Source organism: Pseudomonas salomonii (assembly GCF_900107155.1).
Taxonomy (GTDB): domain Bacteria; phylum Pseudomonadota; class Gammaproteobacteria; order Pseudomonadales; family Pseudomonadaceae; genus Aquipseudomonas; species Aquipseudomonas salomonii.
Map to the genome: position 1 here is coordinate 35,090 of NZ_FNOX01000013.1, position 12,948 is coordinate 48,037.

The window sequence follows — 12,948 nt, forward strand, 5'->3', positions numbered from 1 at the left end:
GTACTTCGGAACCGAAAACCCGTGCCATACTCCAAGGCACTCTCGTTCTACTAGATGGCGTCACTCATGCCCAAAGGATTGATCCGCGCCGCTGGCGCCTTGTTGACCGCCCTGGCTCTGTACAGCTTGCTGGGTTTTCTGATTCTGCCGGGCATTGCCCTTCGCATTGCCAACCAGCAACTGGCCAATTACGCCACGGTGCCGGCCCGCATCGAGCGTATCGAGCTCAACCCGTTCAGCCTGGAACTGACGCTGTGGGGCCTCAAACTCGGCGAGCCGGGCAAGGAGCAAGTCGGTTTCGAGCGCCTGTACGCCAACTTGCAGATCGACAGCCTGTGGACGCGCGCTCTGCACCTGGCAGATGTGCAGCTGGACCAGCCGAAGACTGAAGTGCTGTTCGACAAATCCGGTCAGTTGAACCTGGCGCAGCTGTTCAAACTGCCTGCGAGTGAGCCGACCCCGGCCGACCCGAATGCCAAGCCGTTCCCGCTGCGCATCGACAGCATCAAGCTGGCCGGCGGCTATGTGTACTTTCGCGACCTGCGCCCCAGCGAGCCGATTGAATTCCTCTACGACAAACTCGACTTCGAGCTGAAAAACCTCAGCACCTTGCCCGAAGACAACGCCGACATGACCCTGGTGGCCGCTGGCCCTGAAGGCGGGCAGATCGACTGGAAAGGCAATTTCAGCCTGGTGCCGATCACTTCCGAAGGCACGCTGAAAGTCACCGATGGCAAGATGAAAGCCTGGTGGCCGTATGTGCGGGACGCCCTGCCGCTGGTGCTTGAAGACGGCGTGCTGAACTTCAGCACCGACTATAAATTCAGCCTGGCCAAAGAAACCGAACTGAACCTGACCAACACCGCCGCGAGCATCGCGCCGTTTGCGATCAAGGCGCCGGATGGCCGGCCACTGGTGCGCCTGGAGCGCCTGGACGTCAGCGACACCACGGTGGACCTGGCCAAGCAGCAAGTGGTGGTCGGCAAGATCCGCAGCAACAAGCTGGAAACCTGGGCCGCCCGCGAAGCCGATGGGCAACTGGACTGGCAGAAACTGTTTGCCAGCCAACCGAGCAAACCGGCCAAGGAACTCAAGCCTGCCAGCGCACCTGCAACCGCCGATACGCCAAACGCCCCACCTGCCGCACCCAGCAAACCCTGGCAAGTGCTGCTCAAGGACGTGCAACTGCGCAACTATCAAGTTCACCTCGCAGACCGTGCTGCCAAACCGGAAGTTGCATTGGAGCTAGGCCCGCTGAATGTCGATATGCAGAACTTCGACAGTCTCAACCGCAGCCCCTTTAGCCTGAAGGTCGACTCCGGCCTGGGCAAGCAAGGCAAGATCAGCGCAACCGGTGAGGTCAACCTCAACCCGGTCAGCGCCAGGTTGAAAGTGAGCACCCAGGACATCGACCTGCGGGTCGCGCAATCCTATATCAGCCCGTTTATCCGCCTGGAACTGCGCAGCGGTATGTTGGGCAGTAACCTCGATGTGAACCTTAAAAGCACCGAGCCCTTGGCGCTGCAGGTCACCGGCCGCGCCCAGGTCGACCAGTTGCACACCCTGGACACCCTCAAGACCCGCGACTTCCTCAAGTGGCAGCGTCTGGTACTCGAAGGCGTGAACTACCAGCACGGCGACAGCCTGTCGATCGACAAGGTCAACCTGCTGCAGCCCTATGCGCGCTTTATGATCAACGACGACCGCACCACCAACATCGATGGCTTGCTGATCCCGCAACCGGCCGACAATGGCACCAAGTCGGCAGCCAAGCCGGCGGCGAGCAAAGACAAACCGTTGGGTATTCATATCGGGCAAATTGCGATCAACGATGGTTCGGCCAACTTCGCCGACTTCAGCCTCACGCCCAACTTCGCCACGGCTATCCAGCAACTCAACGGGCAGATTGGCACTATCGACAGTCGCCAGGCCAAACCGGCCAGCGTCGACATTAAGGGCAAGGTGGATCGCTACGCGCCGGTGACGATCAAGGGCAGCGTCAACCCGTTTGACCCGATGGCGGCGCTGGATATCGCCACCAGCTTCAAGCGCGTCGAACTGACCACGTTGACTCCGTATTCCGGCAAGTTCGCGGGTTTCCGCATTCGCAAGGGCCGGCTGAACCTCGATTTGCACTACGTGATCACCAAAGGCCAGTTGAAGGCTGAAAACAAAGTGGTGGTTGAGCAATTGCAGTTGGGTGAGAAGGTCGACAGTGCCGATGCCGTCGATTTGCCGATTCGCCTGGCCATTGCGCTGCTCAAGGATACTGACGGCAAGATCTCCATCGAACTGCCAGTAACCGGCGACTTGAATAACCCGCAGTTCAGCGTCATGCCGATTGTGTGGCAGACCCTGCGCAACCTGGTGGTGCGCGCAGCCACGGCGCCGTTCAAGTTTATCGGCGGGCTGGTCAGCGGTGGCGGCTCGGAAGACCTGGGTAACGTGTCGTTTGCCGCAGGCTCCAGCGAGCTGAACAAAGATGCCGAGGGTGCCCTGAACACCTTGGCCAAGGCACTCAAAGAGCGCCCTACCCTGCGCCTTGAAATCGAAGGCACGGCAGCCGCCAGCAGCGATGGCCCTTTCATCGCCGCAGATCGCCTGGAGCGTGAATACCAATACAACTACTACAAAATCCTCCAGCGTCGCGGCGACAAGGTGCCGGCTCAGGCGTCATTGCTGGTGGTGCCGGAGAAGGAAAAAGCGCCATTGCTCGAAGGCATTTACCGCACCCGTCTCAAGCAACAACCACCGGCCGAATGGAAAGACCTGAGCAGTGATGATCGCACTGCGAAGCTGCGTGATGGCTTGATCAAGTTCTGGGGGGCCAGTGATGTGTTGCTGCGCCAACTGGGGCAGGACCGTGCCAGCACTATCAAGGACTACCTGGTGGACAAAGGCCAGCTGGAAGATGACCGGGTGTACTTCATTGATGCCAGCCTGGGGCAGGCGGAGAAAGACGGTCGAGTGGTAACGCCGATGCATTTGGATGCCGAGTAACATTCAGCTAAAACAGATCTAAATGTGGGAGCGGGCTTGCTCGCGAATGCGGTATATCAGGCACATTTCCAGTGACTGACACACCGCATTCGCGAGCAAGCCCGCTCCCACAGTTTTATCTCCACCGGCCATGCAAATGTATTCCAGGCCTGAATAGAACAGGCCCCGACACAAGTGCCGGGGCCTGTAATGACCACATCCGTGTGGTCGGTCGCATGAACTTTAGAGGTGCATCGGGTGGATATCTAACTCACCCTAAGCCGCCGCCGTCTAGCTCAGACGATTCTTTTAGCGTTACTGAGCTTTCAGGCCATCGGCCGATACAGCTTTAACGCCTTTGATTTTCTTGGTGATCGCAACTGCGGTGTCTTTCTGAGCCTGGGTCACGGCAGCAGTCGACGACAGCGACACTACACCTTTGTTGGTTTCGACTTTGATGTCGGTACCAGGAATGCCTTTTTCGGTAACCAGGTCAGCTTTTACTTTGGTGGTGATCCAAGTGTCCGAAGTGGACTCTTTGGCATCTGCTGCTGCGCCTTTGGTTTTGTCGATGTTATCTGCCTTAGTGGCACCGCCAGCCATCAGGCCGTCAGCGGAAACAGCGGTAACACCTTTGATTTTCTTGGTGATCGCTACAGCCGTGGCTTTCTGGGAGTCAGAGATAGCGACTGTGGAGGACAGGGAAACCACGCCTTTGTTGGTTTCAACCTTGATGTCCGAACCAGGAATGCCTTTCTCGGTCAGCAGGTCGGATTTAACTTTGGTAGTGATCCAAGTATCCGAAACGCTTTCCTTAGCCTTGGTGGCTTCACCAGCCGCCAACGTCATAGGGGCTTGGGAAGTCTGAGCAAAGGCTACGTTAGCACCCATGGCCAGAGTCAGAGCGGTAGCGGTAGCGAGAGCGAACTTCTTCATACGAGTAACTCCTGTTTTATGAAAAGTCTGCAGCGTGTAAACCTTGATGCTGCAGCGTTAACAGGGTTATTGCAGGCAGTGTGCCAAGTCACAGAATCATATTAATCCCTTTATAAACAACAACTTATAAAAACAGCTAATTTTCGAAATCGTGCATCTTGCATGAAGTCGACCGTGCCTGCATGCAAGTTGCGGCTTTTGGAATTTACTAAGCAACTGATTTCCCGGTACTTTCCTGTGGGCATAAAAAAAGGACTCCGAAGAGTCCTCCTTTTCAGCGTAAAGCCAGCGGGTAATTAAACGCCCGAAGCCTTGGCTGCTGCTACGTCCTTGATGGACAGCTTGATACGGCCGCGGTTGTCCACGTCCAGTACCAGCACTTCCACTTCCTGGCCTTCTTTGAGAATGTCGGTCACTTTCTCAACACGAGCGTCGCTCAGCATGGAGATGTGTACCAGACCGTCTTTGCCCGGCAGGATGTTGACGAATGCGCCGAAGTCGACGATGCGCTCAACCTTACCCACGTAGATCTTGCCGATCTCGGCTTCAGCGGTGATGCCCAGAACGCGCTGACGTGCAGCTTCAGCCGCTTCCTTGGTTTCGCCGAAGATCTTGATCGAGCCGTCGTCTTCGATGTCGATCGAAGCCTTGGTTTCTTCACAGATCGCACGGATGGTCGCGCCGCCTTTACCGATAACATCACGGATTTTGTCGGTGTCGATTTTCATCGCGATCATGGTCGGAGCATTTTCCGACAGTTCGGTGCGGGACTGACCAATGATCTGGTTCATCTGACCGAGGATGTTCAGGCGCGCTTCCAGGGCTTGGCCCAGAGCGATTTCCATGATTTCTTCGGTGATGCCCTTGATCTTGATGTCCATCTGCAGCGCGGTAACACCTTTAGCGGTACCGGCTACTTTGAAGTCCATGTCGCCCAGGTGGTCTTCGTCGCCCAGGATGTCGGTCAGGATGGCGAACTTCTCGCCTTCTTTAACCAGGCCCATGGCGATACCGGCAACCGGTGCCTTCATCGGTACACCAGCGTCCATCAGGGCCAGGGAAGCACCGCAAACGGAAGCCATGGAGCTCGAACCGTTGGACTCAGTGATTTCCGACACAACACGGATGGTGTACGGGAACACGTCGGCAGCAGGCAGCATCGCAGCGATCGAACGACGAGCCAGGCGGCCGTGACCGATTTCGCGACGACCAGCGCCACCCATGCGACCACACTCGCCTACCGAGAACGGAGGGAAGTTGTAGTGCAGCATGAACGGGTCTTTTTTCTCGCCTTCCAGGGTGTCCAGCAGCTGTGCGTCACGGGCAGTACCCAGTGTTGCAACGACCAGAGCCTGGGTTTCGCCACGGGTGAACAGCGCCGAACCGTGAGTCTTCGGCAGAACGCCGACTTCGATGTTCAGTGGGCGCACGGTGCGCGTGTCGCGACCGTCGATACGTGGCTTGCCGTTAACGATGTTTTCGCGAACGGTGCGGTATTCGATTTCGCCGAAGGCAGCTTTGACTTCGCTGGAAGAAGGCTGGCCTTCTTCACCGGACAGTTTGGCTACAACCTGATCCTTCAGCTCGCCCAGGCGCGCGTAACGGTCGGCCTTGACGGTGATGGTGTAGGCGTCGGAGACGGCAGCACCGAACTCGGAGCGGATAGCGCCCAGCAGTTCAGTCGCTTCAGCTTGTGGAGCCCAGGCCCATGTCGGCTTGGCAGCTTCGGCAGCCAGTTCTTTAACGGCCTTGATCACGGACTGGAACTCGTCGTGAGCAAACAGTACAGCGCCCAGCATCTGGTCTTCGGTCAGCTCTTTGGCTTCCGATTCAACCATCAATACGGCTTCAGAGGTACCGGCAACGACCATGTCCAGGCTCGACGCTTTCTGTTGCTCGTAAGTCGGGTTCAGCAGGTAGCCGGTGCTTTCGTGGAAAGCAACGCGCGCCGCGCCGATCGGGCCATCGAAAGGAATGCCGGAGATGGCCAGGGCAGCCGAGGTACCGATCATCGCAGCGATGTCCGGATCGGTCTTCTTGCTGGTGGAAACGACGGTGCAGACAACCTGCACTTCGTTCATGAAGCCTTCTGGGAACAGCGGACGGATCGGACGGTCGATCAGTCGGGAAGTCAGGGTTTCTTTCTCGGAAGGACGGCCTTCACGCTTGAAGAAACCGCCAGGGATCTTACCGGCAGCGTAAGTCTTTTCCTGGTAGTGAACGGAAAGAGGGAAGAAGCCTTTGCTCGGGTCAGCGGTCTTGGCGCCAACAACGGTCACCAATACGGTCACGTCGTCGTCAACGGTAACCAGCACTGCGCCGGACGCTTGACGGGCGATACGGCCTGTCTCGAGGGTAACGGTCGACTGACCGAACTGGAATTTTTTGATAACCGGGTTCACGGTGTCCTACCTTCTTTGTGGCTCTTGGGGGAACTTGTCTTCTTGCGAAATTCTTGGGCAATGCCGGGAATCGGCCCGACGCTCGTCCAGGGTAAAACGTGTATCCAGATAAAACTTGAGGCTGGGAGCCTGCCATGGGCCAGCGGGAATCCCACTGACACACGGCAGACAACCAACCTCTAGCGCAATCGCTTATTAGCGACGCAGACCCAGGCGACCGATCAGAGCCTGATAACGACCCAGATCCTTGCCTTTCAGGTAGTCCAGCAGCTTACGGCGCTGGTTTACCATGCGGATCAGACCACGACGGGAGTGGTGATCTTTACCGTTGGCCTTGAAGTGACCTTGCAGCTTGTTGATGTTGTGGGTCAGCAGTGCAACTTGCACTTCTGGCGAACCAGTGTCACCAACAGCTTGCTGATAGTCAGCAACGATTTGTGCTTTTTCTTGAACGTCGAGAGCCATGAGGCAATCCTTTTTTCAGGAAACTACCCAAAGGGCAGTTTCAACAGGCCAGGGACAAATCCCTGTATCTAAAAATGAGTGTTGACCGTGCCTGTTAACAGCCACACTCGTCCGGTCATTCTGACCGAATCAGTCGACGCGGCGCTATACGCCCGTCTTCGCTCACTTCACCGATACCGATGAAGCGACCGTTATGATCCTGTACCCGCACCATACCGAACTTCGGAGCATCCGGGGCACGTACCGGTTGGCCGTTTAGCCAGTAGAACGCGCTGTGCTCCGAGAAGTGCAGCAATGGCCAATCCAGCAAACCGCTGTCCGATGGCATCAGGAAGCGATCAACCGCTTCATTGCCGCCTTCGGCATGTACCGCTTCCAACTCTTCCAGCGTGACCGTCTGGGCCAGGGTGAAAGGTCCGGCTTGAGTACGTCGCAACTCTGCAACGTATGCACCACAGCCCAGTTGCTCACCGATATCTTCCACCAGGGTACGAATATAGGTGCCTTTGCTGCAGTCCACCGCCAGTCGTGCGGTGTCGCCTTCACTGGCGAGCAATTCAAGCCGCGCAATAGTAACAGAACGCGGTTCACGCTCCACTACTTCGCCCGCACGTGCCAGCTTGTAAAGAGGCTGGCCATCACGCTTGAGCGCCGAGTACATCGGCGGTATCTGACTGATTTGCCCACGAAAAGCGGGTAAAACGGCCTCGATATCAGCACGACCAACGGTCACGTCGCGAACCTGCAGAACATCACCTTCGGCATCGGCCGTGGTGGTGGTCTTGCCCAGTTGCATGAGGGTTTCGTAACCCTTGTCGGAATCGAGCAGGTATTGCGAGAACTTGGTGGCCTCGCCAAAGCACAAGGGCAGTACGCCGGTGGCCAAGGGGTCGAGGCTGCCGGTGTGCCCGGCCTTCTCGGCATTGAGCAGCCAGCGAACCTTCTGCAGCGCGGCATTGGAGGTAAAGCCAATGGGCTTGTCGAGCAGAATGATGCCGCTGACGTTGCGACGGATACGTTTGACCTGAGCCACCGCTTACTCCTTGGCGTCTTCAGGTGTGGACGGGTGCTGGCTGTCTTCAGCCACGGCGCGCTCGATCAATGCCGACAGGTGCGCACCACGCACGACGCTTTCGTCGTAGTGGAAGTGCAACTGGGGAACACTGCGCAGCTTCATTTCACGGGCCAACTGCATGCGCAGGAAGCCGGCAGCCGAATTGAGCACCTTGATGCTTTGCGCAATTTCTTCGCTGTTGTCCTGCCCCATCACGGTGATGAAGATCTTGGCGTGACCCACGTCACGGCTCACTTCAACGGCGGTGATGGTGACCAGGCCGACGCGCGGGTCTTTGACTTCGCGACGGATCAGTTGGGCCAGCTCACGCTGCATCTGATCGCCGATACGTTGGGTACGGCTGTATTCTTTTGCCATGTCTTGTTACCTGTTACTGCCACACGGTGAAACCCGTGGGGTCTGAAAGCGGCAAACGCCCGGCCTGACAAAAGCCAGACCGGGCGTTGCGTTTAGAGTCCGTACGCTGCGCGGGGCATTTGCATGCCCACACGCAACGTGGCTCCGGAAGTGCGCGAGTTAGAGGCTGCGAGCAACCTGGACCTTCTCGTAGACTTCAATCTTGTCGCCAGCCTTGACGTCGTTGTAGCTCTTGACGCCGATACCGCATTCCATGCCGGCACGTACCTCGGAAGCGTCATCCTTGAAGCGGCGCAGGGATTCCAGCTCGCCTTCGAAGATAACGATGTCTTCACGCAGTACACGGATCGGACGGTTACGGTACACAGTACCTTCGATAACCATGCAACCGGCGATCGCACCGAATTTCGGCGAGCGGAACACGTCACGCACCTCGGCAACACCCAGGATGTTCTCCCGGACATCGCTGCCAAGCATGCCGGTAAGGGCTTTCTTGACGTCTTCGATGATGTCGTAGATGACGTTGTAGTAACGCATGTCCAGGCCTTCCTGCTCGACGATCTTGCGAGCGCCAGCATCGGCACGCACGTTGAAGCCGAACAGTACAGCGTTGGAAGCCAGTGCCAGGTTGGCGTCGGATTCGGTGATACCACCGACACCGCCACCCACAACGCGCACTTGCACTTCGTCGTTACCCAGGCCATTCAAGGCGCCGTTCAACGCTTCGAGGGAACCACGAACGTCAGATTTGAGGACGATGTTAAGCGTCTTCTTCTCTGCCTGGCCCATGTTCTCGAAGATGTTTTCCAGCTTGCCGGCGTGAGCACGAGCCAGTTTGACTTCGCGGAACTTGCCTTGACGGAACAGAGCCACTTCACGGGCTTTCTTCTCGTCCGACAGCACGCTCATCTCGTCGCCAGCGTCCGGCGTACCGTCCAGGCCGAGGATCTCGACCGGGATGGAAGGACCGGCTTCCTTGATTGGCTTGCCGTTCTCGTCGAGCATGGCACGTACACGGCCATAGTTCGAACCGACCAGGACCATGTCGCCCTGGCGCAGGGTACCGTCTTGAACCAGAACGGTTGCAACCGGGCCACGACCTTTGTCGAGACGCGATTCAACCACAACACCGCGACCCGGGGCCGATGGTGTTGCTTTGAGTTCCAGGACTTCAGCTTGCAGCAGAACAGCTTCGAGCAGCTCGTCTACACCGGTACCGACTTTCGCCGAAACCGAAACGAACGGCGTATCACCGCCCCACTCTTCAGAAGTCACGCCGTGCACCGACAGTTCGCTACGGATGCGATCGAGATCGGCGCCCGGCTTGTCGATTTTGTTCACTGCAACTACCAGTGGAACACCAGCGGCCTTGGCGTGCTGAACAGCTTCAATGGTCTGCGGCATCACGCCGTCGTCCGCTGCAACTACCAGGATCACGATGTCAGTCGCCTTGGCACCACGAGCACGCATTGCGGTAAACGCAGCGTGGCCAGGGGTGTCCAGGAAGGTGACCATGCCGCGCTCGGTTTCAACGTGGTATGCACCGATGTGCTGGGTGATACCGCCGGCTTCGCCAGCAGCTACCTTGGCACGACGGATGTAATCGAGCAGCGATGTCTTACCATGGTCAACGTGACCCATTACGGTCACAACTGGCGCACGGGAGAACGTCTCACCTTCAAACTTCAGGGACTCGGCCAGGGAATCTTCCAGGGCGGTGTCGCTGACCAGGGTCACTTTGTGGCCCAGTTCTTCGGCTACCAGTTGAGCAGTTTCCTGATCAAGCACCTGGTTGATGGTCGCTGGAGTACCCAGTTTGAACATGAACTTGATGATTTCAGCGGCCTTGACCGACATCTGATTGGCGAGATCGCCAACAGAAATGGTCTCGCCGATCTGCACATCACGCACGACAGGGCCGGTTGGGCTCTGGAAACCGTGGGCGTTGCGCTTTTTCAGCTTGGCCTTGCCGCGACCACCACGACGGAAGCTATCGCTTTCTTCGTCGGTAGTACGTGGGGCAACGCGTGGAGCCGGCGCCTTCTCTTTGACCGAAGCGCGATGCGGAGCGTTTTTACGCTCGCCATCACCACCGCCACTGCGACGATTGTTGTCGTCGGCACGTGGTTTGTCCGGACGACGAGGTTCGTCGCGCTTGCGATCAGCTGCTGGAGCCGGAGCGGCGGCAACCGGAGCGGCCTCACGCACAGCTTCTACAGGAGCGCTAGGCGTGGCGACCGCTTCAGTACCAGCAGGTTGCGCAGCAGCAGGCTGGCGACGCGCTTCTTCTTCGGCGCGACGCTTGGCTTCTTCTTCAGCCTTCTGACGAGCAGCATTTTCTACTGCGCGACGCTCTTCCAGCTCGCGTTTGCGCTCGGCTTCGATTTCTTCCGGGCTGCGCTGTACGAAGACTTTCTTCTTGCGTACTTCAACGCTGATGCTCTTGCTACCAGCAACACGCAGGGTGCTGGTGGTTTTGCGCTGCAATGTAATCTTGCGCGGTTCTTCCACTTTCGCCTTGTGGCTGCTCTTCAAGTGAGTCAGCAAAGACTGCTTCTCACTATCGCTCACACCTTCATCGGCGGCGGTGTGCGGCAGACCTGCCTCACGCATCTGCTGCAACAGGCGCTCTACCGGTGTTTTGACCTCATCGGCCAGTTGTTTCACCGTGACTTGCGTCATGCACTTCTCTCCTCAGGCCGCGCCTAGTTACTCGAACCAATGGGCTCGGGCGGCCATGATCAACTTGCCGGCACGATCATCGTCAATGCCGTCGATGTCGAGCAGATCGTCAATAGACTGCTCGGCCAGGTCTTCGCGGGTAATTACGCCGCGCACCGCCAGTTCCATCGCCAAATCCTTGTCCATACCCTCAAGCGAGAGCAGGTCTTCGGCCGGATGGGCGTCTGCCAGCTTTTCCTCAGTAGCGATGGCTTTAGTCAACAAGCGATCCTTGGCCCGAGCGCGAAGCTCGTTGACGGTGTCTTCGTCAAAGCCGTCGATGTTGAGCATTTCTTCCAACGGTACGTAGGCAATCTCTTCCAGGCTGGTGAAGCCTTCATCAACCAGTACCTGTGCCAGGTCTTCATCGACTTCCAACTCTTCGATGAAGTTGCGCAGGATGTCACCGGTTTCAGCTTGCTGCTTAGCCTGGATGTCCGATTCGGTCATCACGTTCAGGGTCCAGCCGGTCAGTTGGCTGGCCAGACGCACGTTCTGACCACCACGACCAATGGCCTGAGCCAGATTGTCTGCGCCAACGGCGATGTCCATTGCATGGGCATCTTCGTCAACGATAATTGCCGCCACTTCAGCCGGCGACATGGCGTTGATCACGAACTGCGCCGGGTTATCGTCCCACAGGACGATGTCCACACGCTCACCGCCCAACTCGCCCGACACTGCCTGGACGCGCGAACCGCGCATACCAATGCAAGCGCCTTGCGGGTCGATACGCTTGTCCTTGGAGCGGACCGCGATCTTGGCGCGCGAACCCGGGTCGCGGGACGCAGCCATGACTTCGATCAGGCCTTCGGCGATTTCCGGCACTTCGATGCGGAACAGCTCGATCAGCATTTCCGGCGCGGTACGCGACAGGATCAGCTGAGGGCCGCGGTTCTCGGTGCGGATTTCCTTGAGCAGCGCACGCAGACGCACGCCGACACGGAAGGTTTCGCGAGAGATGATGTCTTCGCGGGCCAGCAACGCTTCGGCGTTGTTGCCCAGGTCAACGATCACGTTGTCGCGGGTCACTTTTTTCACGGTGCCGGAGATGATCTCACCCAGGCGTTCGCGATAAGCGTCAACGACTTGAGCGCGCTCAGCTTCGCGAACCTTTTGCACGATGACCTGCTTGGCGGTCTGTGCAGCAATACGGCCGAACTCGATCGACTCGATCTTTTCTTCGACGACATCACCGACCTGGGCGCCCGGATGCGTTTGCGCAACCTTGCTCGGCCAGGTTTCGATGGCCGGATCATCAAGATCGGCTTCTTCGACGACCGTCCAGCGACGGAAAGTCTCATAGGCACCGGTGTGGCGGTTGATTTCCACACGCAGATCAACTTCGTCTTCAAAACGCTTTTTGGTAGCAGTGGCCAGGGCCAGCTCCAGCGCTTCAAAAATCACGTTTGCCGGTACGCCCTTTTCATTGGATACCGACTCAACAACCAGCAGTACTTCTTTGCTCATCGTACGCCTCGCCTTTCGCAAGCCATTGGATCCGCGGGATCCGCGTCTCAGTCAAAACTGGGAATAATGTTGGCCTTGTCGATCATATCGATCGGCAACAGGAATTCATGGTCTTCTACCTGCACCACGACATCCTGTTCTTCTACACCGCGCAGAAGGCCCTGAAAGTTGCGTCGCCCTTCAAAGGGAGAGCGCAGCTTGATCTTCACTTGTTCACCGGCAAATTTTGCAAACTGATCAATAGTGAACAGTGGGCGTTCCATGCCTGGCGAGGAAACTTCGAGGGTGTATTCAACGGCGATTGGATCTTCAACATCCAGCACACCGCTGATCTGACGGCTGACAATGGCACAATCGTCCACCAGCACACCGCCCTCTTTATCGATATAAACGCGCAACATTGAGTGGCGACCTTGAGCCGAAAACTCAATACCCCAGCATTCATAGCCTAGGGCCACGACCACCGGGGCCAGCAAGGCCTGCAACTCTTCTAGCTTGCTCGACACCTGAACCCCCTCGTGCATGTATGTGCATGCTGTGCAA

General features: G+C 57.6%; 9 protein-coding genes. 1 reads left to right on the forward strand and 8 read right to left on the reverse strand.

What is annotated here, in order from left to right:
* The first annotated feature begins 66 nt into the window (after positions 1-66).
* Positions 67-3,000, forward strand: coding sequence for a DUF748 domain-containing protein (locus BLV67_RS25910; protein ID WP_069786513.1), 2,934 nt, complete (start codon positions 67-69; stop codon positions 2,998-3,000).
* A gap of 294 nt (positions 3,001-3,294) precedes the next feature.
* Here the strand turns inward: BLV67_RS25910 and BLV67_RS25915 are convergent, their stop codons facing one another.
* The 8 genes from BLV67_RS25915 to rimP form a co-directional block, all read right to left on the reverse strand.
* Positions 3,295-3,915, reverse strand: coding sequence for a BON domain-containing protein (locus tag BLV67_RS25915; RefSeq protein WP_065911183.1), 621 nt, complete (start codon positions 3,913-3,915; stop codon positions 3,295-3,297).
* A gap of 296 nt (positions 3,916-4,211) precedes the next feature.
* Positions 4,212-6,317 (reverse strand): polyribonucleotide nucleotidyltransferase, encoded by a 2,106-nt coding sequence (gene pnp / locus BLV67_RS25920; RefSeq protein WP_069786512.1) that lies wholly within the window; start codon positions 6,315-6,317, stop codon positions 4,212-4,214.
* A 195-nt stretch (positions 6,318-6,512) separates the two neighbouring features.
* Complete coding sequence (gene rpsO, locus BLV67_RS25925; protein WP_003176135.1) at positions 6,513-6,782, reverse strand: 30S ribosomal protein S15; 270 nt, start codon at positions 6,780-6,782, stop codon at positions 6,513-6,515.
* Positions 6,783-6,897: 115 nt separating this feature from the next.
* Positions 6,898-7,815, reverse strand: a complete 918-nt coding sequence (gene truB / locus BLV67_RS25930; protein WP_065911182.1) for a tRNA pseudouridine(55) synthase TruB — start codon at positions 7,813-7,815, stop codon at positions 6,898-6,900.
* A 3-nt stretch (positions 7,816-7,818) separates the two neighbouring features.
* Positions 7,819-8,214 (reverse strand): 30S ribosome-binding factor RbfA, encoded by a 396-nt coding sequence (rbfA, locus tag BLV67_RS25935; RefSeq protein WP_003176137.1) that lies wholly within the window; start codon positions 8,212-8,214, stop codon positions 7,819-7,821.
* A 159-nt stretch (positions 8,215-8,373) separates the two neighbouring features.
* Positions 8,374-10,896, reverse strand: coding sequence for a translation initiation factor IF-2 (infB, locus tag BLV67_RS25940; RefSeq protein WP_065911181.1), 2,523 nt, complete (start codon positions 10,894-10,896; stop codon positions 8,374-8,376).
* A gap of 27 nt (positions 10,897-10,923) precedes the next feature.
* Positions 10,924-12,405 carry a transcription termination factor NusA gene (gene nusA / locus BLV67_RS25945; protein ID WP_043051766.1) on the reverse strand — a complete coding sequence of 494 codons (1,482 nt, stop codon included), beginning with the start codon at positions 12,403-12,405 and terminating at the stop codon, positions 10,924-10,926.
* 47 nt (positions 12,406-12,452) lie between these two features.
* Positions 12,453-12,911, reverse strand: a complete 459-nt coding sequence (rimP, locus tag BLV67_RS25950; RefSeq protein WP_032865935.1) for a ribosome maturation factor RimP — start codon at positions 12,909-12,911, stop codon at positions 12,453-12,455.
* Positions 12,912-12,948 lie beyond the last annotated feature (37 nt).

Excerpts from the sequence above, each read along its gene's own strand:
- nusA (WP_043051766.1), bottom strand. The coding sequence starts at position 12,405 with ATGAGCAAAGAAGTACTGCTGGTTGTTGAGTCGGTATCCAATGAAAAG.
- rbfA (WP_003176137.1), bottom strand. The coding sequence starts at position 8,214 with ATGGCAAAAGAATACAGCCGTACCCAACGTATCGGCGATCAGATGCAG.
- BLV67_RS25915 (WP_065911183.1), bottom strand. The coding sequence starts at position 3,915 with ATGAAGAAGTTCGCTCTCGCTACCGCTACCGCTCTGACTCTGGCCATG.
- rpsO (WP_003176135.1), bottom strand. The coding sequence starts at position 6,782 with ATGGCTCTCGACGTTCAAGAAAAAGCACAAATCGTTGCTGACTATCAG.
- BLV67_RS25910 (WP_069786513.1), top strand. The coding sequence starts at position 67 with ATGCCCAAAGGATTGATCCGCGCCGCTGGCGCCTTGTTGACCGCCCTG.
- infB (WP_065911181.1), bottom strand. The coding sequence starts at position 10,896 with ATGACGCAAGTCACGGTGAAACAACTGGCCGATGAGGTCAAAACACCG.